Annotated in this window: 21 protein-coding genes and 2 tRNA genes; 10 read left to right on the top strand and 13 right to left on the bottom strand. The window is 39.0% G+C overall.

The genetic code is table 11. The features are described from left to right. Positions 1-34 precede the first annotated feature (34 nt). From E4O07_RS00115 to E4O07_RS00105, 3 genes are read left to right on the top strand one after another with little or no spacing between them, the layout of a single operon-like run. Entirely contained in the window at positions 35-496 is a 462-nt protein-coding gene (locus E4O07_RS00115) for a (2Fe-2S)-binding protein (protein ID WP_253677966.1), read from the top strand. Beyond that, positions 496-1,350, top strand: coding sequence for an FAD binding domain-containing protein (locus E4O07_RS00110; protein WP_253677965.1), 855 nt, complete (start codon positions 496-498; stop codon positions 1,348-1,350). The genes E4O07_RS00115 and E4O07_RS00110 overlap by 1 nt, the downstream gene beginning before the upstream one ends. Beyond that, a complete protein-coding gene (locus E4O07_RS00105; protein WP_253686661.1) occupies positions 1,343-3,595 on the top strand; it encodes a xanthine dehydrogenase family protein molybdopterin-binding subunit in 2,253 nt (750 codons plus the stop codon). The genes E4O07_RS00110 and E4O07_RS00105 overlap by 8 nt, the downstream gene beginning before the upstream one ends. On the opposite strand, the gene E4O07_RS00100 is transcribed toward E4O07_RS00105, so the two are convergent. From E4O07_RS00100 to E4O07_RS00085, 4 genes are read right to left on the bottom strand one after another with little or no spacing between them, the layout of a single operon-like run. After that, positions 3,587-4,396, bottom strand: coding sequence for an ABC transporter ATP-binding protein (locus E4O07_RS00100; RefSeq protein ID WP_253686659.1), 810 nt, complete (start codon positions 4,394-4,396; stop codon positions 3,587-3,589). The two genes, E4O07_RS00105 and E4O07_RS00100, sit on opposite strands and share 9 nt — an antisense overlap. Then, positions 4,380-5,384 (bottom strand): FecCD family ABC transporter permease, encoded by a 1,005-nt coding sequence (locus E4O07_RS00095; protein ID WP_253677962.1) that lies wholly within the window; start codon positions 5,382-5,384, stop codon positions 4,380-4,382. Before E4O07_RS00095 ends, E4O07_RS00100 begins: the two co-directional genes overlap by 17 nt. Beyond that, positions 5,381-6,403 carry an ABC transporter substrate-binding protein gene (locus E4O07_RS00090; protein WP_253686657.1) on the bottom strand — a complete coding sequence of 341 codons (1,023 nt, stop codon included), beginning with the start codon at positions 6,401-6,403 and terminating at the stop codon, positions 5,381-5,383. The genes E4O07_RS00095 and E4O07_RS00090 overlap by 4 nt, the downstream gene beginning before the upstream one ends. Before the next feature lie 53 nt (positions 6,404-6,456). Further along, a complete protein-coding gene (locus E4O07_RS00085) occupies positions 6,457-7,086 on the bottom strand; it encodes a TetR/AcrR family transcriptional regulator (RefSeq protein ID WP_253686655.1) in 630 nt (209 codons plus the stop codon). Between the two features lie 157 nt (positions 7,087-7,243). On the opposite strand from E4O07_RS00085, the gene E4O07_RS00080 reads away from it, so the two are divergent. From E4O07_RS00080 to E4O07_RS00065, 4 genes are all read left to right on the top strand, one after another. Next, a complete protein-coding gene (locus E4O07_RS00080; RefSeq protein WP_253686654.1) occupies positions 7,244-7,465 on the top strand; it encodes a DUF2281 domain-containing protein in 222 nt (73 codons plus the stop codon). Further along, positions 7,465-7,839: a type II toxin-antitoxin system VapC family toxin gene (locus E4O07_RS00075; protein ID WP_253686652.1), complete on the top strand. Its 375-nt coding sequence runs from the start codon at positions 7,465-7,467 to the stop codon at positions 7,837-7,839. The genes E4O07_RS00080 and E4O07_RS00075 overlap by 1 nt, the downstream gene beginning before the upstream one ends. A 94-nt stretch (positions 7,840-7,933) precedes the next feature. Next, positions 7,934-8,875 (top strand): prolyl aminopeptidase, encoded by a 942-nt coding sequence (gene pip, locus E4O07_RS00070; protein ID WP_253686650.1) that lies wholly within the window; start codon positions 7,934-7,936, stop codon positions 8,873-8,875. A 6-nt stretch (positions 8,876-8,881) separates the two neighbouring features. Beyond that, positions 8,882-9,841 carry a dienelactone hydrolase family protein gene (locus tag E4O07_RS00065; protein ID WP_253686648.1) on the top strand — a complete coding sequence of 320 codons (960 nt, stop codon included), beginning with the start codon at positions 8,882-8,884 and terminating at the stop codon, positions 9,839-9,841. 50 nt (positions 9,842-9,891) lie between these two features. On the opposite strand, the gene E4O07_RS00060 is transcribed toward E4O07_RS00065, so the two are convergent. From E4O07_RS00060 to E4O07_RS00045, 4 genes are all read right to left on the bottom strand, one after another. Next, positions 9,892-10,122, bottom strand: coding sequence for a PspC domain-containing protein (locus tag E4O07_RS00060; RefSeq protein WP_253686647.1), 231 nt, complete (start codon positions 10,120-10,122; stop codon positions 9,892-9,894). Positions 10,123-10,146: 24 nt separating this feature from the next. Further along, the gene (locus tag E4O07_RS00055) at positions 10,147-11,091 is read right to left on the bottom strand and encodes a hypothetical protein (RefSeq protein ID WP_253686645.1); all 945 of its coding nucleotides are present in this window, start codon (positions 11,089-11,091) and stop codon (positions 10,147-10,149) included. Between the two features lie 67 nt (positions 11,092-11,158). Then, entirely contained in the window at positions 11,159-12,988 is a 1,830-nt protein-coding gene (locus tag E4O07_RS00050; protein ID WP_253686643.1) for an ABC transporter ATP-binding protein, read from the bottom strand. Between the two features lie 13 nt (positions 12,989-13,001). Beyond that, positions 13,002-14,786, bottom strand: coding sequence for an ABC transporter ATP-binding protein (locus tag E4O07_RS00045; RefSeq protein ID WP_253686641.1), 1,785 nt, complete (start codon positions 14,784-14,786; stop codon positions 13,002-13,004). 208 nt (positions 14,787-14,994) lie between these two features. On the opposite strand from E4O07_RS00045, the gene E4O07_RS00040 reads away from it, so the two are divergent. The 3 genes from E4O07_RS00040 (at position 14,995) to E4O07_RS00030 (ending at position 16,945) form a co-directional block, all read left to right on the top strand. Further along, positions 14,995-15,065 (top strand) — tRNA-Gln (locus tag E4O07_RS00040). Positions 15,066-15,083: 18 nt separating this feature from the next. Further along, positions 15,084-15,155, top strand: a tRNA-Glu gene (locus E4O07_RS00035). Between the two features lie 80 nt (positions 15,156-15,235). After that, positions 15,236-16,945, top strand: a complete 1,710-nt coding sequence (locus E4O07_RS00030; RefSeq protein WP_253686639.1) for a DUF5312 domain-containing protein — start codon at positions 15,236-15,238, stop codon at positions 16,943-16,945. Position 16,946: 1 nt separating this feature from the next. On the opposite strand, the gene E4O07_RS00025 is transcribed toward E4O07_RS00030, so the two are convergent. From E4O07_RS00025 to dnaA, 5 genes are all read right to left on the bottom strand, one after another. Further along, complete coding sequence (locus E4O07_RS00025) at positions 16,947-17,528, bottom strand: YggT family protein (RefSeq protein ID WP_253686637.1); 582 nt, start codon at positions 17,526-17,528, stop codon at positions 16,947-16,949. A 41-nt stretch (positions 17,529-17,569) separates the two neighbouring features. Continuing rightward, entirely contained in the window at positions 17,570-21,019 is a 3,450-nt protein-coding gene (gene dnaE, locus E4O07_RS00020; protein WP_253686635.1) for a DNA polymerase III subunit alpha, read from the bottom strand. Positions 21,020-21,179: 160 nt separating this feature from the next. Beyond that, positions 21,180-23,810, bottom strand: a complete 2,631-nt coding sequence (locus tag E4O07_RS00015; RefSeq protein ID WP_253686633.1) for a right-handed parallel beta-helix repeat-containing protein — start codon at positions 23,808-23,810, stop codon at positions 21,180-21,182. Beyond that, positions 23,740-24,108, bottom strand: coding sequence for a hypothetical protein (locus tag E4O07_RS00010; protein WP_253686631.1), 369 nt, complete (start codon positions 24,106-24,108; stop codon positions 23,740-23,742). Before E4O07_RS00010 ends, E4O07_RS00015 begins: the two co-directional genes overlap by 71 nt. Positions 24,109-24,272: 164 nt before the next feature. After that, on the bottom strand, positions 24,273-25,682 hold the full coding sequence (dnaA, locus tag E4O07_RS00005; RefSeq protein WP_253686629.1) for a chromosomal replication initiator protein DnaA: 1,410 nt from the start codon (positions 25,680-25,682) through the stop codon (positions 24,273-24,275).

Genomic DNA, 25,682 nt, shown 5'->3' with positions numbered 1-25,682 from the left:
AAAAATTAGTGTATAATGGAAGGTGAGGTTTTAAATGAAGATAAACACAATTATTAACGGCCGTCCTATTGAGGCAGAGGTAGATGAAAAAATGAGGCTCATCGATTTTTTACGGGATGAGGTAAATCTAACCGGAACAAAAGAAGGCTGCTCTGAAGGAGAATGCGGTGCCTGCACCGTAATTATGGATAAAAGAGCCGTTACATCCTGTACCGTTTTAGCCGGACAAATTGACGGCTGTGAAATCTTAACTATTGAAGGCCTTGCACAAAACGGAGAACTTGATATTCTACAAAAAAAATTTATTGAATACGGTGCCGTACAATGCGGATTTTGCACTCCGGGTTTTATCATGAGTGCAAAAGCTCTTATGATGAATAATAAAAATCCAAGCCTCCATGAAATAAAACGAGCCATAGAAGGAAACATCTGCCGATGTACCGGCTATATTAAAATTATTGAAGCCATAGAAGCGGCAATAAAGGAGGCAAACTAATGTTCTATTCTCCTAAAGAAGAAAAAGAATTGTTAAACATTTTAAAAAATATAGACGATTCCACTTTTATAATTGCAGGCGGAACCGACTTGGTCATTCACTTAAAAAACAATAAGATTACAGATTACAGCATTATCGATATAACAAAGATAAAAGAATTTAAAACTGTTTATGAAACAAAGTACTTCTTACATATCGGAGCTCTTTTAACCATGAGCGAAATTTGTGAAAACACTATGATAAAAGAAAAATGTAAGGCCCTATATCAGGCTGCTTATGAATTAGGCTCCACCATAATTAGAAACCGTGCAACACTAGGCGGAAATATTTGTAACGCCTCCCAATCAGCAGATTGCAGTTTAGCACTGTTCTGTTATGGAGCTTCCGTAAAAATTCTTCATTGCAGCGGAGAAGAAAGAATAATTCCCATCGATAAATTTATAATAGGAAGAGAAAAAACAATTCTAACAAAAAATGAGGTTGTTACCGAAATTCTAATTCCTCAAAAAAACAGAGTGAGTGCGTTTAAAAAAGTCGGGGCACGGAAAGCCGTCACGATTTCTAAGGTGAGCTGTGCAGTAGAATACACACCCGATATTGATTTACTGACAAATGTAAGAGCCTACTTAGGAGCTGTAGGAATAAAACCCGTAGAAGCCGTTAACATTGAAACATACCTTGAAGGAAAAAATATTTCAAATATTAATCTTCAAGAATTACAAAATATTGCACATAACGAAATAGAAAATGCAATCCCTACCCGCTCTTCAAGATTTTACAAAAAGACGGCGGTCGAAGGATTGATTGAAGACCTGATTAAAAGTTTAAAAGAAGATGAGGTTTGTTATGAATAAATATAAATACATCGGTAAAAGATTTCAGCGGGAAGACAGCCTTGAAAGGGTAACAGGCACAACAAAATTTTTAGCGGATATAAAACGCTATAATATGCTTTACGGTAAATTAATCCTAAGCGAAAAACCTCATGCAGAAATAAGTTTTGATTTTGATGAAGCATTAAAGGTAAAAGGAATTTATCGAATTCTTACTTACAAAGATATTCCGAAAGTTCCTTATAACTGTATGGAATGGTTTACAGGAATAGCTGCACACCGTGACGAATATATTTTAAATGACAAGGCCCGCTTTGTAGGCGACAGAATAGCCTTAGTTTTAGGCGAAACCAAAAGATCTGTTGAAGAAGCCGTAAAAAAAGTAGCCGTACACTATAAGGAACTGCCGGTTATAACAAGCATTGAAGAAGCCGCTCAAGACAAAATAATCCTTAAAAGAGAATCCAACCTGGCCTACGAAAAGAAAATATCCTGCGGTGATTTTGAAAAGGCAGCAGCTGAAGCTGATTACATAGTAGAAGACATCGGTTCTACACCCCGCACTCACCACCTTGCAATAGAACCTCACATCGCCTTGGCAGAATTTGACGACTTCGGAAATTTGATAATACACAGTCCGGGTCAAATCGTTTTTGCAGTACAAATGCACATGGCCCGTATCTTACAAATTCCTTATTCTAAGATAAGGGTAATTAAGACAAACATGGGAGGCTCTTTCGGCGGAAAACAACAGCCCCTATTGGAATTTACGGCGGGAGCAGCAGCATGGATTTGTAAACGCCCCGTGCTTGTCTACATGGACAGAGAACAAAGCATAATAGGAACATTTTCGCGGAATCCTACTCAGGTAAAAATCAGAACAGCCGTAAAAAAAGACGGCACTATATTGGGTAGAAAGGTTGAAACCCTAATCGACGGCGGAGCCTATGACACAAATAATACAAGCATAACAAATGCCTATGCAAAAAAACTTTTTAGGCTTTATAAAATTTATAATCAGGAATTCCACGGCAGAGCATATTATACAAACGGAATCCCCGGAGGAGCTTGCCGCGCTTACGGGGGGCCGCAATCCCATGCCGTTTCAGAAATCAATATAACAAATACCGCAAAAAAATTGGGAATGGATCCTTGCGAATTTCGCCTTAAAAATTTGGTTGATCCATATGATGATGACCCTGTAGGAGGACCGAATTTAGGAAAGGCAGCCGTCAAAGAATGTATCATTAAAGGAATGGAAGCCTTTGATTGGAAAAATAAATACAACAACATACACAAACAAAATACCGAGCGTTATGCTTACGGAGTAGGAGTTGCCTGTGCCACACACGGAAACGGCTATCTGGGTGCATTCCCCGATTTTATAAATACCGAAATGATATTAAACCCCGACGGTTCCGTTTTTGTAAAAATTGCGGTACACGAGCAGGGCTGCGGAACAATCGACTCCTTGAAGCTTATAGCGGCAGAAGCCCTTGATATCGATCCGTCTGCAATTACAATGCCTGAAGCGGACACCTCAATAACTCCTTATGATGCAGCAGGAACACAGGCAAGCCGCGTAACCTTTGTTGCAGGCGGAGCCCTAATTGAAGCCGGAGAATTATTAAAGGCAAAACTTTTCGATACTTTAAATAAGGTAGAAAACATTCCCCTTGAAGATATGTACACTGATTCCGGTATCGTAAAAATTAAAAACTCAGAGAAAAGCTACACTTACGGCGAAATTGCAACGATGCGCGAAAAAAAATTATCCGATCAAACTTCTGTTTATGTGCACCACGAACAAAAAACAAACCCTGCAGCCTTTGCTGCCTGCTTTGCCGAAGTTAAGGTCGACAAAAAAACGGGTCTCGTAGAAATAACAGATTTGCTCGCAATTCACGACATAGGAAAAGCCATAAACCCCTTATTGGCAGAAGGGCAGATTCACGGCGGCTGTCAATTTATTTTAGGCATGGCCCTTTCGGAAGAAATTATAAGAAACAAGGAAGGCTATATAAAAAACAGCACTCTTTCAAAATACCATGTTTTAAATGTTCAGGATATGCCGAACGTAAAAACGCTTCTCATTGAGAGCGAAGACGAAAAAGCTCCCTATGGTCTAAAAAGCGTAGGCGAAATTTCGGCCGTTGCACCGGGGCCGGCAGCAATGAATGCAATAAATCATGCATTGGGAACAAACATTACCGACTACCCAGCAACACCCGAAAGAATTATTGAAGAGATTACAAAACTATCTTAAAAAATGAGGCTTTATATAGACAAAGGGTTTATCATCTACATATTTTAAATGGATTTGTGAAGCCTCATTTTTTTTATAAATGAGATTGAGCACTCTTGTTATTTTCTCGTCAAAAGAACTATCGGCCCGTTCTATTACCTCAAAAATTGTATTTTGATGAATACAGTAAACAATATCGGAATATTGAATTGCAAGAGCCGGATTATGAATAGAAATGATTATGGTCTTTTTTTCTTCCTTGCATAGTTTACATATAATTTCCATGAGTTTATGCTCATTATAAAAATCAAGATTTGACGTAGGCTCATCTAAGAGCATGATAGGAGCATTTTGAATTATACCGCGAGCAAGCAAGATCAGACGGGCTTCACCCGAACTTAAATGGGTATAAGGCCGATCTGCAAAATCTTTTAATCGTAATTTTTCAAGCACATAGTCCGTAAATTCCCAATCTTCTTTTGAAGGAGCTTTTATTTCCGATTGATAAGGGTTTCTTCCCATCACCGCAAAATCTCTTACAGTGTAAGCAAAGACAGGACGGTGCTCTTGCGGAATATACGAAACATAGCGTGCAAATTCTTTCCGTGTTAATGATTTTGAATCTTTTTGCAATACCGACAGTGTTCCGCTTACAGGTTTTTCCAAACCGGCTAATAATCGTAAAAGGGTGGTTTTTCCCGCACCGTTTGCTCCTATCAAACTTATAATCTTATGCTGCGGAATTTTTTGAGATATGTTTTTAAGGACTTGAGTTTTTCCTCTTGAGGCAAAAACATTATTAAGCTCAAAAGCCGTATTCATAGCCTACCCTTTTTTTAGCCGACATAAAACTTGCAAGCCCAACAGCTCCAATAAATGCCGTTATAATGCTTATAGGAATTTCGCCTCCTGTAATGGAACGGGCAAAGGTATCTGCAGCAAGCAAAAGAGATGCTCCGCATATAAACGAAAAAGGAACAAGCTTATCGTTATTATTCCCAAAAAGAAGTCTTACGATATGAGGAGCGATTAAGCCTATCCAACTTATTATTCCGGCAGCAGAAACAACAACGGCAACCAATAAGGTAGCAGCCCCTATAAAAAGCAGCCGCATTTTTTTTACCGATACGCCGAGGCTTGCAGCTTCTTCATCTCCCAAGGATAGAATATTTAACTGTCTTCGGTATAAAAAAATAAAGCCGCATCCTAAAAATACAATCGGCAAAAACACAATAAAATTCCGCCATGTAATAATATTAAAACAGCCCATCAGCCAAAACTCAAGAGCGGGCAATTCATTCATCGGGTCAGCCGTATATTTAATAATCGAAACACAAGAACCTGCTATTGCATTTATAATAATACCTGCAAGAATAAGCCTTATAAGAGAATGTTCTCCTCCTATATGGGAAATTTGTAAAACCAAAATAACTGCAATTATGCCTCCTGCAAAGGCAAATGTTTGAACAATAAAAGGACTTGCATGAAAAACAACTATTGCAAGGGCAGCACCAAGCGACGCACCGGAAGAAACACCTATAATATCGGGAGAGGCAAGAGGATTTCTAAAAAGGCTTTGCAAACTTGTACCGCTTAAAGCCAAAGCTCCTCCTGCAATAAATACAAATATAGTTCTGGGAAGCCGTATATTTATAAAAACATTATAGGCAGAATTAGAATACTTTCCGCCTAACGGGATAAGTATTTTAAATATTTCTGAAAACGAAATAAAATACCTCCCCCAACTAAGCGAAAAGAATACCGCAGCAATCGGAATAATAATTAAAAATATCTTATATTTTTGTTTCACTCTACATTCAAGGATTTTAAATCTTTTTCTTTACCGAAAAATTCCTTATAAAATGCTTTTACCTTTGTTTCAAGATAATTTTCAGGTATCTTACCGGGATGCAATTTATCTGCAAGCCAAATGATACCTAAGCACGAACTCGGAATAGGAGAATCCCACTCATCAACTGATGAAGGAAAAGTGTAGATTTTTCCTGCGTCCACAGCAGGGATTCCCTTCCATTCAGTTTTAGAAGTCAGCGCCACTGCTTTTTTTGCACCGGCGGCCATAACAACAACTTGAGGTGCATATTTATGTACTTGCTCAAGAGAAACCTTTGTCCAGTAGGTGTCCCTTATATCTTCCGTAACCAATTTACCGCCTGCTGCTTTGATAAGCTCAGCTTGAAACATTTTAGGGCTTAACGCATTTAAAGCATCGGAGCGGCTGTTCATATAAACGGAAACAGGGGCTTCACCTTTTATAAAACCTGCTACATCATTTAAAATTTCATTATAAAATTTAAGAAGTTTATCGGCTTCGATATTTTTACCTGTTGCTTTGCCCAGCATTTCTACATAGCTGAAAAAGTTTTCCATAGTTTCAGGTTCGACAACCAAGGCAGGCACGCCCAATACTTCTATTTGAGGCAATTGATCAGCCGCCTTAAACGGCACAAGGATGAGATCGGGATTTACCGAAGCAAGAGCTTCAAGGTTCAAAGCCTTTGCAGAACCGCAAACAGGTTTTTCCGCTAATTCGGGGGCAAATTCTTTTATAAAGGGTCTTACCCCGCCCTTACCGCCGTCGCCTGAAACGATGATATCCCTACAGCCTATTGCAAGAGCTGTGTTACTTAAAATATAAAAAGGAGTAACAAGACGAGAGGGCTTTTTTTGTATCAGAACCTTACGGACTCGATGATCGGTAACTTTTGCAAAGACCTCTGTGCCTGAGTTTTCACGGTTTCCTCCGGCCCATAACTGAAAGCCGAAAACTGCAAGCATTAAAATAGCAGCAAATTTAAATTTTTGTTTCATAAATATTTCTCCTAAAATTTAATTTATATCTTTAGCAAATATTATCAATCTAATCACTCCCCGCCTTTAAGCCCGTTTTTCATCCACATTATTTGTTTTTGAAAGAGCTTCATAAATTCTTCCGCTTCCCAGTTTTCGATAAAGGAGCGGGATATAAGGTTATGAACAATGGCCTTGGTGAATTCTATAAGTTCCTTTATATCTTCATGGGTCGAAAGGGAAAGAGATGTCTTTTTAAGATTTGAAAAATATATCTTTTCCATCTCGGCAACTTTTTCGGTTTGGAGGTTTTCCTTCCTGTATTCAAGCCAAGCCTTATCCAAGTCGGGAGTCCAATAAAGAAAGCGGTTCCTGTATAAATTCCGCTTTGACGGCTTATAAAGCTCCTTTGAAAGAATCTCGCCGTATCTTAAAAGGGCATTAAAAAAATCGTTATCGTTTTCTCTCAAGGCACCTTGAAAAAGAGCATGAACATCCATATTTTCGGAGCTTAAAATCGTAAAAAAACATTCTTCCAAATTTTCAAAATACTGATAAAAACTGCCCCTTGCTATGCCCAGAGTATTTACAATATCAGAAACGCTTGCCTGAAAAAGAGGTTTTTCTTCAAACTCTCTTTTGCAAGTTTCGAGGATTCTTTGCTGTTTTTCTTGAGGTAAATTTAAAAAAGTTTTTTTCGGCATTGCCAACCAGTGTAATATAAAAGTAAAAATTATTCAAGGCAGAGAAAAAAATTAATCAAATTTATCTGAAATTACATTTTTTAATAATATAACTATTTCATACACATAGAAAAAAATTGAAATTTATGATATACTAATAAAAAATAGGGGAAATATTGTGTTATACAGTAGTCTTGAAAAAAAATTAAAGTTGCTTCCGCAAACAGCTCTTGAAGAAATTTCTTCTTATGTGGATTATATTTTATTTAAATTTACTACATTAGAAAAAAATTCCGGATCAAAAAGTCAAAAAAAAGGTTTTGGCTGCTTAAAAGATATTCCTTGCAAAATGTCTCCAGATTTTGATGAGCCTATTGAAGAATTCGCGGAGTATATGTGATGTATTTATTGGATACTCATGCAATAATTTGGTATGTAATAGGAAGCAATGAGCTTTCTATTACTGTAAGAAATTTGATGGAAGCAAAAAGATGTTTTTTCAGTTTCGTATCGTTATGGGAAATCGCGATAAAACAAGCAAAAGGAACTCTTGATTTTGAAATTAATATTTCTCAATTAAAAACTGTTCTGGAGAATGAGGAATTTATTTATCTTAATCCTACGGAATATGATGTGGAACGAATAAAAAAGTTACCTGATATTCATAAAGATCCGTTTGATAGACTGCTTATTGCACAAGCTATGGAAAATAACCTAACTATAATAACAAGAGATTTAAAAATTCCTTTGTATGAAGTAAAGACTATTTGGTAAAATAAAATGATAGGGAGATAAGGATGTTAGCATAAAACTCATCATCTCGAAATTCCGCAGCAAAAGGTCTATTATAAATGCAATGAGGTAATCTATGAAAATATTATACGAAAAAACACCGCTTTTTGATGAAGGCTTTTTAAAAGTCTCGGATATACACAGTATTTATTATGCACAATACGGCAACCCCAAGGGAAGACCCGTAGTTTTTTTACACGGAGGGCCTGGAGGCGGCTGCATTCCTGTTGCAAGCCAATACTTTGATCCCGAATTTTACCGAATAGTCTTATTTGACCAGAGGGGAGCAGGAAAAAGTTTACCGCCTTGCGAGATGAAAGAAAATAAATCCGAAAATCTGGTTGAGGATATAGAAAAACTTCGCGGACACTTAGCTATTGACAAATGGATGGTCTTCGGAGGAAGCTGGGGAAGCACCCTTGCCCTAATCTACGCAATTGCCCATCCCGATAAGGTAGTCTCCTTAATTTTACGAGGCATCTTTTTAGGAACACAACAAGAAATAGACTGGATATATGAAGAAGGCGGAGCATCCAAATTCTTCCCTGAAGATTTTGAAGCCTACCAACATTTTATACCGCAGGAAGAAAGAAGCTCATTGGTAAGGGCTTATTCAAAACGCCTATTCGGCGAAGATAAAAAACTTGCACTTGAAGCCGCCCATAGGTGGAGCCGCTGGGAGTCGGCCCTAGTTCGCCTCTTCCCCGGTGTCTATGATATGAGCGATGAAGAAGCCCTGGCTATGGCCAAGGCAGAATGTCATTACTTTTTACACAAGTGCTTTTTTAAAGACGACAACTACATCCTAAACAACTGCGATAAGATTAAAGACATCCCCTCTACTATCGTGCAAGGAAGGTACGATATGGACTGTCCTCCATTTTCCGCTTATAAACTACATAAAAAATTACCTAAATCGAATTTGAACATAGTCCTATTCGGAGGGCACTCCAGTGTGGAGCCGGGGCTGGTAGACGGCCTTGTAATGGCAGCAGAAGATCATAAAAAATTCTTTTAATTTATTATGAATTCTTACTTAAAAAACGAACATAAAACCTTTGAAGGTCCCTACGACATAAAAGCCTATAATGACAAAAATATGATAGGTTTTAACCGAGTTTATAAAAAAACCTTGGATGACAACAAAGAGGACAAGAGCCTTTCAAATGCGGAAAATATAAGAGGCGAAGTTACAGTCTATATACCTAAAAAGAAAGGAAAATATCCTCTTATTTTGGTCAGTCATGGCTGGGCTAATTATAAATACGGCTTTTTGCCTATCGGGCACTACATTGCATCATATGGATATGCTGCAGCCCTTTTTACTTCAAAGAAAAAAACACACCCAAAGGATTGGCTTCCAACCTATACTGCTGTACAAAACTTGATGAAGGAAAAAAATGAAGACCCGGCCCACGGTTTATTCAATTCAATCGATATAAAAAACATAGGTATCGTAGCCCATTCAATGAGCGGCCCTGCATCTTTTTATTATGCGAGCCTTATGCCCGATGTCAAAGCTATAAGCGCAATTCATCCTTACAATGGAGCATCTCCGTTTGTCGAAATTTTGGGAAGCTCCAATGAAGAATTGGGCGACGAATTCCCAAAAATTAAAAGCGCCGTTTTATTCTTAACCTCGGAAGTTGATAGGACGGCTTATCCCGAAAAAACCTACAAGTTTTTTAAAAACTTAAATAAAAAAGTCCCTGCATGTTTTCTTTCATTTAAAAATATAAAGCATAACGCAGCCCTGGACATTTATAAGACCCCGCTGTCAGGAGGATATGATGAAGAAGCATTTCAACTTTATGCCCGCCTTTCGGTGTTATGGTTCGATGCATTTTTAAAAGGTAAAAAAGAAAGTTTAAAAAATTTTCAAATAAATGACGCTCTTTTTCAAGATATCAAGGAACAGCTTTATACCGAAAAAGATAGAGAGCACGAAGACTATCCAAGTTATGATTCACGTAATTTAGAATAAAAAAAGCTGCCTATAAAGGCAGCTTTTTACTTTAATCGTTATCGGACCAATCAATCACGCGGAGCATATTCATATGTTTCATCATCATCCTTAACTTCCGTATCATAGGGCATGATGACAGCTGCTATTATATAAACAATAACTCCGGAGCCCACAAATAAGGCAAATAGAATCCATAGGAGTCTTATTAAAACAGGATCAACACCCAGATACTCGGCAAGCCCTGCACAAACTCCCAAAATTTTTTTATCCCGTGATGATTTGTATAATCTCTTTTTCATCTTTTCCTCTTAACCATCATAAATTTATTTGACTTCAGCCTTGGCACTTACGGTTCTATTCCTCTCTTCCCAAGGTGAAGACACCCTGTTTGTATCGGACACAACAAAGAAACAGGCAATTATCTTATCAAACCATTCCGAGTTGGAATCATCCTTGCGTAAGATATAGCGGCATTCTTTTCCGTCTTTTGAAAAAGCCCTGCATCCGTTTACAGGATTTCCCGATGCATCTATCATAGAACCTGAATCCTTATAGTATTTTTCGCCAGGCACATCGAACCAAAAATAGCCGTTTTTTATACGTTCATCATTTACCGAAAAGAAAATTTCTATTGACTCTTCATCCTTTGAAACCGATTTGATTACAGGGACCGAAAGAGCGGCTATCTCATTTTTTGATGAAGATTGAGGAACTATCATTTTTATCTCTTCTTTCGTTGCTTCAACGTCAGCTACGCTGCCTTCTTCATCTTTAGCTTCGATAATCTTATCTTGAGCTTTTTTTTCAAAACCGGTGATATCCAGAACCTGCTCATACTTATTGCCGTTTCTATCCGTAAGAGTGAATTTCCACTTTCCTAGAGCAACGGAACCGGCTCCTTCCCCGCATTGAAGGCGTTTTACAGAAGCTATCTTAGCCTTGTCATCAATTTCGGTTATCTTTTCAAGTTGAGAAGAGTTTAATACCCACATATCTACAGGGGATTCAACCAATAGTTTTTGCACATCACTTGTATTAAAAGATCCTTCATAATTGATAAAAAAGCTTATAAACATCTCACCGTTATCTTTAAGCGTTCCGTTCCATATTGAAGTATCCAATCTTTCTATCATCCATGTAACCGAATTAACGGATATCTGTCCGGGCCCTGACGGAGCATCAGAAGCCTGTTTCGGAGTCGATTTACAGCCTAACACAAGAGCCGTGCATAAAATTGCGATAAATATTTTCGAGTAGAGTTTTTGCATTTTCAATTCCTCCTTTGTCTATTATACACTGATAATTGTAAAAAGACAACTACAAGATCCGATAATTTTAGCTCTTTATATTGAGCGACCTTTGCTCTTCATTGATAAACTGATGGGTATAAAGCTCGTAATAATGGCCTTTTTTCTCCATCAGCTCATCGTGGCTGCCGCATTCAATCATCTTTCCGTCCTCAACAACTATTATCTTATCTGCATTTCTTATTGTCGATAATCTATGGGCAACAACAAAGGAGGTACGCCCCGATAAAACGGTTGTGATGGCCTTTTGAATTTTTTGCTCGGTTTCGGTATCGATAGAAGAAGTAGCTTCATCCAAAACGAAGAGGCGAGGATTTCTTACCAAGGTGCGGGCAAAAGAAATAAGCTGCTTTTGGCCCGTGGAAAGAAGGCTTCCGCCCTCGCCGACCTCCGTGTCATAACCCTTTTCCATTTTTACTATAAAATCATGGGCATCGACAAGTTTTGCGGCTTCGATAATTTCTTCATCGCTTGCATCCAATTTTCCGTACCTGATATTTTCTGCAATCGTTCCCGAAAAAAGATGGGGAGACTGAAGCACATAGCCTAGGTTTTCGTGAATCCAGCTTTCCGGCATATCGGTATAGTCTATGCCGTCCACAAGGATACGGCCGCTCTTAGGCTCATAAAACCGGCAAAAAAGATTGACGATGGTGGATTTTCCGGCTCCCGTAGCTCCGACCAAGGCTATGGTCTGCCCCTCTTCAACCTTTAGGTCAAAACCGCTTAACACCGGTTCTCCCTCCTTATACCAAAAAGAAACATCCTCAAATTTTACACTTCCGTTAATAGAAGGCCTTTTTTCGTCTGTGGGACAAAGGGCGGTGCCGTATTTTTTGATCACTTCTTCCTTGTCCTTAATCTCGGACTCCTCTTCAAGAAGCCCGAAGATGCGTTCGGCGGCTGCCTGAGCCGAAATAAATTCTGCAAAGAGGTCGGCTGCTTCCGCCAAGGGAGCGTTAAACTGCGTAACATAAGAAAAAAATGCAACGAGTAAGCCTATTGTGATGGCACCCGAAACAACAGACATTCCTCCATAAATGACCATGAGGGCTGTGCCTACAGCACCGATTAGTTGAACGGTCGGCATAAGAACAGAAGAAATTAAGATACCCCTGATAGAGGCGGTTTTCATCTCTTCGGTTTTAGACACAAACTCCTTTGCATTTAATTCTTCTCTCACAAGGGTCTTGGTTGTTTTAGCACCTTGGATATCTTCATTGTAGGAGGCCGTCAACTGAGAATTTATCTTACGCACCCGTCTTTGGGCTTTTAAAATTTTTCCCCGCAGATAGATACTGAAAATGACGATTATGGGGAGGGTCATTAAGCCTATGAGGGCGAGACTCGGGCTGTCGCCAAACATCACAACTATCACAGTCATCATCATACAAAAGCCCCAAAAGAGATCGGTTACTCCCCATGCAACAATGCCTGACAATTTGTTTATATCGGAAGACATTCTCGACATAAGCCAGCCGACGGCATTTTTATCGTAAAATGAAAGGGAAAGGGACTGCAATTTTGTAAAACACTTTGTTCTAAGGCGGTGACACATTTTTATTTCCAAATGGCCTACAAATTTTATAAATAAAAAGGTAGCAGCCGCCGAAATCAACAAGAATACTCCCGTAAAAATAATTACGGCATTAAAATTACTTAAATCCCGCCCCTTTACAAAGGTGTCTATTACATATTTAGTCATCTTGGGCTGTACAACATCCAAGGCCCCTATAAAACCGCCCAAAAGAACACCCGGCACCAGCAGTTCCTTAAAATAACCAAATTCTTTTACGACCTTCTTCCAAACTCCGCTTTTAAATTTTTCGTTATTTTTATCTATATCAAAATCTTCCATAAATTTTACTTCCTTATCGTACTACCGCACTTTGAATATCGTAAATTCTCTTGTATAAACCTTCTTGGGCTATCAGCTGTTCATGGGTTCCTTCTTGGCTTATCTTTCCGTCTTCTAAAACTATTATATTGTCTGCATCGCAAATAGTTGAAATTCTATGCGAAATTATAATCATAGTTTTATTTCCCTTTTCTTCTTTTAATGCGGAACGGATGCTTATGTCCGTTTGGGTATCTACAGCCGAAAGAGAATCATCAAAGATGAGCACGGGAGAATCTTTGATGAGGGTTCTGGCTATTGCAAGCCTTTGTTTTTGGCCTCCCGATAAGGAAACGCCCCGCTCGCCGACCAAGGTTTCATAGCCTTTTTCAAACTTATTTATTTCATCGTCCAATGAAGCTACCTTTGAGTAGTGACGGGCAGAAGAATCGGAAACATCGGGTACTGCCAATTTAAGGTTTTCCATAATAGTTCTGCCGTACAAAAAAGGCTCCTGTAATATCAGCCCTACCTGCGACCTTATCCAGCCCTTGTCGATAGTGTTTAATTCTCTTCCGTCCATTTTGATGGAACCCGAATCATACTCATAAAGCCGGGCAAGCAAATGCACAAGGGAGCTTTTTCCCGAGCCTGTCGGTCCCAGAATAGCAAGGGTCTGCCCGCTTTTGACACTAAAAGAAACATTGTCGAGTATCTTTTGGTTTTGTGTTTCAGGATATGAAAACGAAACGGAATCAAAAACTATGTTTCCCTTAATTTCGGGTTTTTCGTTTGTCGGAAAAATATCTTCAGCCTTTTCATTTAAAATAGTTTCAATACGGTTTGCCGAAACAAAGGATTTTCCTATATTGCTTATGATTCGGCCTAAGCGGCGGACAGGCCAGATTAACATTCCCGTATAAGAGATGAATGCGACTAGATCGCCGGCCGTTATCTCATTACGGTAGGCAAGCATACTTCCATAAATGATTATTCCGAAAACTTGGGCTATCGAAAGAAAATCGGAAAAAGCCCAAAAGGCGGCAAAGCTGTTGTTTATCTTTAAATTTTGATTTCGGTATCTTTCACTACGCTTAATGAATTTTTCTATTTCGTATTGATGGCGGGTAAAAGCCTTTACGACACGGATGCCCGTTAAATTTTCTTGCACGGCTGTAGTCATCGAGGCTTCATACTCTGTCGCCTTTTTAAACTGTCTTTGAATTCTTTTAAAGAATATAACCGACGAAAAAAATGTTAAAGGCATAATGCAAAAAGAGATAAGCATCAGCTTTGTGTTTAATTGGGCCATCAGGTAAATAGTATAAATTATCAAAAACACGGCACTTATAGTGTCCATTATCTGGGAATACAGGGCCAAACGGATGGTTTCGACATCGGAGGTACAGCGCTGAATCAAGTCTCCCGTTTCCGCCTTTGAATGATAAGAATAAGGAAGAAGCTGGATATGATTGTACAGCCTGTTTCTAAGAGTCTTTATTGAACGTTCGGTTGCGATACTGGCTATATTTATTCGGCCGAACGTAAAAAGCCCTCTAACCAGAGAAAAGGTAACTACCAGTGAGGCCATTGCAACTAGCCCGCTTGTTCCGTTTAAGTGATCTTTAAACAAGGCAACCAATCGGGATATTAAGCCTGAAGGCAGGGGAGCGCCGCCTATTACCGAGTCTATTGTAATTCGGATTAACTGTGGCTGCATAGCAACAATTACTTGTGAAAAAAGCGTAAAAATAAGGGCAAGCACATAAAGCCGGCTTTGTCCTTTTGCATATGATAGAAGTCTTTTTAAATTTTGCATACTCTAATTCCTAACCGCTCATTTTAACACAAAAAAAAAATTTATGCTATACAAAAGTTGAAAAACTTGACGGGCTTACCCGCATTATAACGGACAGCATGAATGAAACGGCTGTCGGAGAGCTTCTAAAATTTAAGGTTTAGACAATTTAGTCCAAAAAGCCTTATTGACATTTTTTTGATTTGGTGATATATTCTTGTCCTGTCATTCCCCGGTTGTGTAATGGTAGCACCGCAGATTCTGGTTCTGCTTGTGGGGGTTCGAATCCTCCCTGGGGAATTTTTCTATATCATATTTGGTCCCTTCGTCTATCGGTTAGGACATGAGATTCTCAATCTTAAAAGACGGGTTCGATTCCCGTAGGGACCGATTTAACCGTATAAAAATATCTTATAAGTCTTGCCAATACCCTATAGAATTTTTAAAAATTTACGATAATATATAAAGATATGGAAAGAAGTCTGTCAACATTTGATCAATTAGTAAAATCATTATCCACAGAAGAAACGCAAAGTTTACTCGAAAGCATTCAGCGCAGTATGGAAGAATTCAGCGGTGAAGCACAACCGGAAGAAAGGGACAGCCTTTCGGAGAGAATAAGAGAACACCAAAGTGCAGGCATATCAAGCGAGCCCTTTTTGATACGTTTATGGCTTTCCATAAGATCCTTCTTACGCTCCATCCCTTTAAAAGTAATATATAGTGAAGAACTTTTAAAGAGAATGGCAAAAAACCTTAAAAGATCGGCCGGCGCATATATTAATATACATCAAAATATCTATACAGGCGTATTTTACACGGAATTAAAAAATTTACGAAAAACACAATTGTTTTTTACCTCTCTTCTTTCCGCATATGACTCTGGGAAGGGCTCTTTCTATATGCTGGTAAGCTCCTTTGTTGCTCCCGCAACATATGAGAGACTTATGAAAGAAACAAATCCTTTTTCAATTAAGATAGGCTCGGAAGTTTCCTCAAACATAAGAACAGGCTTTTTAAGAAAAATAGATTCGGTTTTTTCAAATTTAACCGATGAAGAAAAAAGTGAAATGTACCAATGTGCGCAGGCCATAGAATGGATGAAGTCCTTTTGTTCTCTGGCCTTGGATAAGACCCTGTTAAGGTTTAATGTAATCTCGGATTCAAACGCTACCTGCCAGGCCCTTACAATACAGCCCGAAATGGAGGTCCTTTCATCGATTCTTTATTCCAAAAAAAATATACCTCATAATCTTCTGCAAGCCTTATTTTTAATGCATGCTCAGGAAACAATAATAGATGATGACAGCAGGATGGTAAGAGAAGCTGACGAATTTATAAAAGATGCAATTGAAGCCCTCGGTGCAATAAGAATATTTTTAAAACAAGTCCCTCTTCTCGACATTACCCGCTACATCAAAAAGGATATCAATTGGATGCCGTATAAACTGACAGGCGGAGAAGATTGGTTTATTTACTTTAAGCAGGCTTGGTATGAGCGCTTCAATCAAAAATGGTCAACTTGGTCATATGAACAAAAAAAGTTTAACATTAAAGTGCAGATGATTAACCTCTTAAAAGTAGGAGACTTAGAATCCATGAAGTTTTGTCCATGGCGGAACTTATGGGTAGAATGTAAGTTCAAAAAAGAACTTCCTTTTTTATTCTTAAAAACATTTTTTTATGCCTTTTATAACGAAAGACTATCTGAAACCCTAAAAACAATCCTGGTAGAAGGCAACTTTTACCGGCATGAAAATTTAAACGAGTACACAACCTCATACAATGTACTTGAACACCGCAAGGGAGAATTTGAAAAGTTTGAAAACCGCCTATCGCCTACAGGAGACATAGGTTCAACATTTGCAAAAATACGTGCAGAAAAAACTGCAACTTTAAAAAATAAAAATCAAATTGAGGGCTTGATGCATACGGTAGAGTCTGAAGCAAAGCAGCTTATAACCTCCAGTATTGACGCTCTAAAATCGATTGAACTGATTTTAACGGGAATCCTTGGGGGCGGAAAAACAAGCTTATACGCAACTATTACTAACTGGGCAGTGATAGCCGGAGTTAACAATAGCCGTTTCCGCGAGGAAGTTGCTGCCGTAAAGGAACAAATACATACAAGCATAAACCTCCTCTCCTTAGCGGAAAAGCTTGAGGCCGAAGCCAGATAAGTTATACAAACCTAAAGTAGGTAAACATTACACCCAAGGATCCTATGAAGGCTCCCAGTAAAAAGCGCACAAGAATTAAAACTATTAAACATACGATAATCTGTTTTCTCAGACTCATAAATTTTCCGCCGGATAATTTATGAACTCTAACAAAAACAGGGGACAAAAACCTATCGAGCATATCAGCAAAATTACCTTGGCGGTAGTTTTCGGAAAAATCAAGAACCAGCCTGATTATCAATATGATAATAAAGAAATTGAGCAAGAAAGAAAAAAACGACCAAACTATACCCACAAGGTTTAGTACAATCCTTAATACAGAAAAAGTTCTTGTATCTGCAATCTGAAAAAGTATATTAGCAAAAAGAGACAAAATACCGATAGCCAAAATAGGAGAAAAATCCACCATTCCGATTTGAGTAAATTTAAATCTTCTAAACCGGCTTAAATAAGGATTACAAATTTCATAAAGAAAGCCGCCTCTTGAATGGGAACCGAACCATGAAAGAAAAATATAAATAATACAAAGATAAGAATAAATCTTTACTACAAAACCCAATGTGTTAAAAAGTGATGCTATCATATAAACCTCTCTACCTATATATTTTAAATTTAATCCTTTTTTTATTCAAGCCAAATTTGCTCAACCCCAAACTGCATGCTTAACTCTTCAATAAATTCAGGAGTTGAAGGAATTCTAATTTGAGGCGATGCCTTAATTATATAAGCCTTATCCTCATCTTTTGCGTGAATATAAACATCGCAATTCCCTGAGCGCTCATACAAAAAATCCTTTAAGCCGGTCAATTCCTTTGCCGACGTTATATTTTCATCAAGCTCAATATGAACCTCGCTTAAAGCCTTTTGCTGTAATTTATCAATTTCCAAAACATCGTCCACCAAGAAGGAATGGGATTCTCCGTCACTGTTGTCGATAGACCCTGCAAAACCGCATACGGTTTCAGGCAAAAGGACAGCTCTGTACTTTTCCCAAGTTTTCGGAAAGAAGACTAAATCGATTGTTCCGTTTAAGTCTTCAAAAGCGCCGAAGCCCATCATTGCGCCTTTTTTTGTTTGATGCTGCCTGACACCTGTAAGCATACCCACAAGAACATATCTCTTTTTTGAGGTAGCGCGGGCAAGATGCGAAATATCCAAAGTGGCCGAATTATCTATCACCTTGCGGTACTCATCCAAGGGGTGCCCTGAAATATAAAAGCCCATCAATTCTTTTTCGAGCCGGAGTTTTTCCTTTTTGGGGAACTCTTCGATTTTTTCAAAAACAAAGTCCGAAAACTCTTTTATGCCGGAGCCTTCAAAAAGGCTGCCCTGTCCCGTGCTCATGTTTTCCTTCTTTTGAGAAACATAGGCAACTGCACCGTCTAAGTTTACCATCAAGGTAGAGCGCTCCTGCCCCAAACCGTCAAAGCAGCCGGTTTTAATCATAACTTCAAGGTTACGCTTGTTTTGAGTATGAAGATCGTTCCTCTCCAAAAAATCGATAAGGGACTTATACCTTCCGTTTTTTTCGCGCTCTTCTGCAAGCTCATGGGCAGCCTGCATTCCGACACCCTTTATACCCAAAAGACCGAAAATAATATTCCCGTCGGGTGAAACGCTAAAATAAGGATCGGAAGAATTGACATGGGGCGGAAGAATTTTAAGCCCCATCTTTTCGGCTTCGGCAATATATTCGGGAAGTTTATCGGTCGAGGTAATTTCGTTGGTTAAGTTAGCAGCCATAAATTCTGCAGGAAAATGAGCCTTTAAATAAGCCGTCTGAAAGGCTAAAACCGAATAGGCTGCTGCATGACTCTTATTAAAACCATAGCCTGCAAAGGGAATAAGGATTTCAAAGATTCTATCTGCATCTTCCTTACTAAAACCTTTCGCTTCTGCACCCTTAATAAATTTCTCTTTTTCGGTTTTCATAACCTCGATTTTTTTCTTTCCCATAGCACGGCGGAGAATATCGGCTTGGCCGAGGGAGTAGCCAGCTATTCTTTGGGCAACCTGCATAACCTGTTCCTGATAAACGATAACGCCGTAGGTTTCGGCTAGGATGTCTTCAAGGCATGGGTCAGGATATTTTATTTTTGAATTATCGAATTTTGATTCGATAAACTGATTGATATAATCCATAGGCCCGGGACGGTACAAGGCGTTTAAAGCGATTAAGTCTTCCATTTTTGAAGGCTTTGCCCGCTTTAAAATATTTTGCATACCCTGACTTTCAAACTGAAATACTGCAGCAGCCAATCCATCACTAAGCATTTTAAAAGTTTCCTTATCGGAATAGTCTATATCGGCGACAGAGAATTTTTCCCACTCTTTTCCTCTTTTATGGATAAGGTCTTCGGTATGTTTTATAAGGGTTAAGGTTTTTAAGCCTAAGAAGTCCATCTTTACAAGACCGCAGTTTTCAATTAAGTCCATTGTAAACTGTGTCGCAACCTTTCCCGTCTTTGAGTCCTTATAAAGCGGAACATAATCGGTTAAGACCGTTTTACCTATAACTATGCCTGCCGCATGAAGGCTGGAGTTTCTGTTACGCCCTTCAAGAGCAATGCTTATTTCAAAAAGCTCCTTGTATTGCGGGTCTTCTGCCATTTCTTTTAATTCGGGAACTACATCAACAGCATATTTTAAGGTAACCTCTTTTACACCGTCAGTTAAGGGTTTGGGCGGTATGAGCTTTGTAATGGCGTTTACATCGGCAAGCGGAATGTTTAAAACGCGGCCGACATCTTTTACTACGGCCTTGGGCTTTAAGGTTCCGAAGGTAATGATTTGACCAACGTTTTCATCTCCGTATTTTTGACGAACATACTCTATTACCTCCTGCCGTCTTTCGAAGCAAAAGTCTACATCGAAGTCGGGCATTGAAACCCTTTCGGGATTTAAAAAGCGCTCAAAAAGGAGGTTGTACTTTAGGGGATCTATATCGGTAATCCTCAAAGAGTATGCAAGGATTGAGCCCGCTCCGGAGCCGCGCCCCGGACCTACAGGGACGCCGTTATTTTTTGCCCAATTTATAAAATCCCAAACAATTAAAAAATAGCCGACAAAGTCCATCTTTATAACTATATCGAGCTCGTAGTTAAGCCTTTCCTTGATTTCATCGGTAATAACCGGATAACGCTTTTTTAAGCCTTCTTCAGCCAAGTGCCGGATATAGTCTTCTTTTGAGCTGAAGTCTTCAGGGATTTTGTATATCGGAAGAATGGGACCGGGCTGGGGAATTTCCAGATTGCACATTTCGGCAATGCGGACAGTGTTCAAAATTGCTTCGGGATATTCGGGGAAGAGCTTAGCCATTTCTTCTCCCGACTTAAAATAAAATTCGCTTCCCTCAAACTGCATGCGGTTGGTATCGGTTCTGAGTTTTTTCATTCCGATACACATCAAGATATCTTGAGCTATATAATCTTTTTGTTCTATATAGTGAATGTCGTTGGTTAGAACCAAGGGAACGCCGACCTTGCGGGCCATTTCAATTAAAAGCTTGGAAGCCTTTTTTTCTTCCTTTAGCCCATGGTCTTGAAGCTCTATAAAATAGTTTTCGGCACCGAAAATTTCACGGTATTTGCGTACATGGGACTCGGCCTTTTCCTTTTCTCCGTTTAGTAAAAGAACAGGAAGCTCTCCTGCAAGACAGGCCGACAAGCATATAAGCCCTTCGGAGTGCTGTGCCAAAATTTCATCGTCTATGCGGGGCTTATAATACATGCCCTCGGTATATCCTCTGGAACAAAGAAACATTAAGTTGCGGTAACCGGTTTCGTTCTTTGCCAATAAAATCAGGTGATAGTATTTTTTTCCGCCCGGAGTTTCTTTTTTTTCAAATCGGCTTTCGGGAGCAACATAGAACTCGCAGCCGATTATGGGCTTTATATTTTTTTCTTTACAGGCATTATAAAAATTTATAACGCCGAACATATTGCCGTGATCGGTCAAAGCAAGGGCAGTCTGCCCCAGCTGCTCGGCCTTTGCCGCAAGCCCTTTAACCGAAGCGGCTCCGTCCAAAAGAGAAAAATCCGAATGAACATGAAGATGAACAAAATCGACAGCCATAAGGCTTTAAGACTACCACAAAAGCCCCTTTTTTGCAAGGCTTGGAGAAAAGAAAAACAGGCCAAGCTGTCAATCAAAATAAAAATTAAGGCTCTTTGACTCTTTGCTGAAGGCTCTGCCTTAGTCTTCAGCTATCAAATCCGCGGATCGAATTCCCAAACTAATTTGCTGTGTGACCGTTAGCATTAAATGTACCTCCACTGTTGTACACTGCTTGAGTACTTCCGCCGTTATTTATTATTCGGCCGCTTAGCCAGTCTACTCGTCCACCGGCAATAGCTATGGCCGTTCCATGACAGGTAGTACCGGAAACTTGACTATGACCTGATATTGTAGGACTAACGCCATCGTCTGCACCGTTTTCCCCTATGGTAAGTTTTGAACTGCCGGTAAGATATATACCTGCACCGTAACAAGTTACAGTTTTATTATCATTTCTTTTTGTATAAGAGTTATTTTTAATCTGAGTATTTCCTTTTATAACCGTAGTCGAGCTATTCCCAAGATATAAACCGCAGCCCTGAAGCTCAGTCGTGGCTGTGGATGTTGTTGTGCTGCAATCTATTTTATTATTGCTTATTGAGCCTCCGATTATAAAAACCTTTACAGATGCATTTTCTATCATAATACCGGCTCCCATGTGTTGTACAGGCCCGGCAGCAGCATTAACCGTGTTATAGTCTACTTTCGTATTTACCAATGTCAAGCTGCCTGTAGTGTAAGCTTTAACATATATACCAGCTCCACCTTTTCCGTCTACATCATTATGTTTACCTTTTGTGATGGTTAAGTTTTTCAATTTGAGCTTAATGTTGGACTTTTCCATAACGAAAACACGATGCTTATTATCTGCGCCTATGGTAGTACCGCTGCTGCTGCCGATTATTGTTAGGGTTTTATTAGGACCAGAAACAGTCAGTTCACTACTATCTGATCCGGCTGTTATAGTACCGGGGCCTAATTTAATTACAGCACCTGACGGAGCATTCGTGATAGCGTTTTGAAGCTGAGCCCAATTAGTAATTGATGAGGAATTATATATCTTACTCAATACGGCAACATCAACCTCATGGTCAAGGTTGATGATATATCCGTTGTTGTAAAGTTCGAATTTTTCTATATCTTCCTCTTTGAGAGTATAACCACTGCCTTCAATAATCGGCTTATTTTTAAGCTCGTCTATACCAGCAGCATCTATTTTTATGTTTATAGGATTAGTGATATCCTGTTCTCCGGTTATATAAAACTTTGAATAGGAATCGGTAGAACTCGGCTTTATATATATTTGATTACCGGAATCAACCGTCATTCTGTCTTTTATGTACAATTTACTGTTGTCGTATAAATATATGTCTTTGCCTTTAGGTGATGTATTATTGCTTATCTTACATCCTCCTTCAAAATTTATGGTACTAGAGCGGCCATGTATAGCACCGCCTTCTACGGTGGCCGTATTATTGCTGATTATACATCCTCCTTTAAAATTTATAGGACCTTGGCCGCAGTTTATAGCTCCTCCTCTGTCAGCTTTTCCGTTTGTAAGTGTTATATCTTTTAGGTTAAGAGTCAGCCGCCAGCTTGACATATAAAAAATGCGGTTTTTACGGTCTGCATCAATAGCTGCATTATTTATGCCTTTTATGCTTACCGTTCTAGATGCAGATCCAGACTGTATGATAATTTCTCCCTTGTTATTATCGGGACTATCTGAAGCCTTTATTGTACCATCGATGGTTATTGAATCCCGTTTGTTTACAGCTTTTTTAAGAATTCCCCATACAGGTATATTGGGATTTGTTGCTTTTATTGTGTTAAAAACCTTGTAATAGTAGGTTATTTTTTTACTTGGAGTAAAGCCGCCGCCTTCTGCCCAAAGTTCAAGTTTATAATCCGCTCCGGACTCATTTGCAGTAAGCTCTATATCCGAAGCATATTGCACCGGAATGCCGTTCAGCTCGGCCCTTATTACAACTCCGGGGCCATAAGTGCCGAAAGCCTCCAATGTTACCATATCGTTGTATGCCGTATAAATTTTTATCGGGTTTAACGCGGTGGAATTTGTCTCATTTATCTTTGCAATTATATCGCTTCCGGTCGAGTAAATACCTGAGGTTATATAATTGTCAGGCTCATGTACATAGGTAAACTTAATTGTAGGATGGGGCAGCTGTGTCCCTGATGTTACTGTATTGGATTCAAGACCTTTTTTATCCTTTAATCGGATTGTATAGTTTACTGCGGCACCTGTATCTACTACAACATCGGTTTTATACCGGATTGTCCAAAGGTTGGATACGTCAGAACCAGGAGGTATAGAAGTACCGTCCAATGTTGATAAACCACCGTTCCCTATAAAAGTACTATTAGTACCAACGCCCGAAGAAGTTAAGGCGAGCTCATGCGGTTGCTCGGGCTCATTCCCTTTGCGTATTAATAGTTTTAATTTATTGTTGGAACCTTCATAACCGTCACCGTGTAAAAATAAGCCGTTTACTTTTGTACCAATGCCTTCAGCCTTAAAGCATAAAACATAGTATGACGGACTTCCGGTTGTTTTTACTAAGTCTATTTTCTCGAGATTGGGAGGAGGAGTGTTTACCCTCAGCTTAAAGCTGTGAGTTAAAAATTTTCTGCCTTCTTTGCTGTAAATGGTAATTGAAGGGTTTAGGTCTGCCTTACCCCATTCGTTTTTTTGTAAAAAAGCTTTTTTTAATGTCAGATTAAGTTGGCCGGCACCATTTTGAATAAGGGTATAATCCGTGTTGTACTCGGGGGGGGGGGGTACCGGCACCTGAGCCGATTACTCCGCTTCCAAAAGTTATTATGTCGGCAGGAGCTCCCGGATCCGTAGGCATTTTAAATTCATATTTTAACGCATTTACTATTTTTATTGTTATGAGTTTATCGTTTTCGCTCGAAAGGCAGGGATAGCCTTCGCTATCTATTCCCGCATAGGGGATTGCCGTATCCGTAACGATAATTGTAGATGCCCAATATTCAAAATCTTTTTCAATATCTCTCAAAAACTGATCACAGCCGGCCAATATAACAAATAAAATTCCTACAAGTAAAAATAACTTTTTCCGCATTTTGTTACCTCTCCATTTTCAGAAACCGAATGTCAAATTTTTATGCCCTATCGCCGGATCCCAATTAAATATGATACTCTACTATAATTATAAAGCATAATACTGCAAAAGTATATAAAAACATGGTATAAATACAAAAAAATATAATTATTTTGGGTTTCCGGCTATTTATTCGTATTTTCTTTTATCGTGTTTCTAAGATCATGGATGATTTTTTCTAAGCTCGGATCGGCTGCAATTTGTTCTTCAATCTTGTTACAGCCGTGCAAGATGGTCGTATGATCCCGGCCTCCGAATTCGTTGCCCAGTTCGGTTGTAGAACACTCGGTCATTTCCCTACAAAGGAACATCGCAATTTGACGCGGGAATGAAAAGCTCTTCGTGCGTTTTTTGCTTTTAATATCCGAAATCGAAATGCTAAAATAATCGGCTACCGTTTTTTGAATTAGGTCGATAGTAACATTCCTTTGACGAGTAGAACCGAAAATATCCCTTAAAAGATTCTTTGCCGTAGCCTCGTCCATAGTTTTCTTTGTAAGCTCGGTATAGGCGATGAGTTTTGTTAAGGCTGCTTCCAAATCACGGACATTTGAAGAAATATTTTTTGCAACCATGTCGATAACTTCATTCGGAATCTTTGTGCTGTGTTTTTCCATTTTCTTTAAAAGAATCGCATAGCGTATCTCGTAAGCCGGTGTTTGCAAGTCTACATTTAATCCCCTTTCAAACCTCGATTTTAAACGCTGTGAAAGGTTTTTAAGCTCTGCAGGCGGACGGTCGCAGGTAAAGACAATTTGCTTATTTTTTTCATAGAGCTCATTAAAGGTGTGAAAAAGCTCTTCTTGAGTTTCCACCTTTCCTTGAAAGAAGTGGATATCGTCTATGAGAAGGACATCAGCCTTTCGGTACTTACTCTTAAATGCAGGCATCATCTTTTTTTGAACACATTCTACAAATTCGTTTGTAAAGTTCTCTGCCGTAACATAAATAACCTTAAGCTTTGTCGTGTTCCATATTTTATTTCCTATAGCCTGCATAAGGTGGGTTTTGCCCAAACCAACCCCTCCGTAAATCAAAAACGGATTATAAGCGCTTCCGGGATTGGTAGAAACTGCTATAGCGGCATTTACTCCAAAGTTATTATTCGGCCCTACAACAAAGTCCTCAAAATTATACTCAGGCCTCAAATCGGGATGCTGCCCCCTTCCGCCCTCAGCTTTTAAAGATTTTTTCTTAGGCTCCGTTGATGACGGCTTTTCGGCATCTGCTTTTTTATCGGCCGCTTCCTCATCTTCTTCTTTAGAAATATCTTCAGAAGTCTTTGCTTTAATGATAAAATCTATAAATAAATTTTTACCTGAAAGCTCAAATAATTTTTTTTCGATACTGTTCTTATAATTATGAACCATCTGATCTCTAAAAAATTTCGACGGAACACTCAGATATACGGAATTTTCCGTAGATTTTTCATACTTAGACGGCAGAAACCACATAGAAAATATAGAAAGGGGTAACTCTTCCTTAAACTGATTAACAGCTTCATCCCAAAAAATTTTATAATCCCATTCGCTCAT

This window comes from Treponema sp. OMZ 798, from assembly GCF_024181385.1.
GTDB lineage: Bacteria > Spirochaetota > Spirochaetia > Treponematales > Treponemataceae > Treponema_B.
The sequence above is the reverse complement of the archived record's forward strand: the minus strand, read 5'-3'. Positions and strand labels throughout refer to the sequence as shown.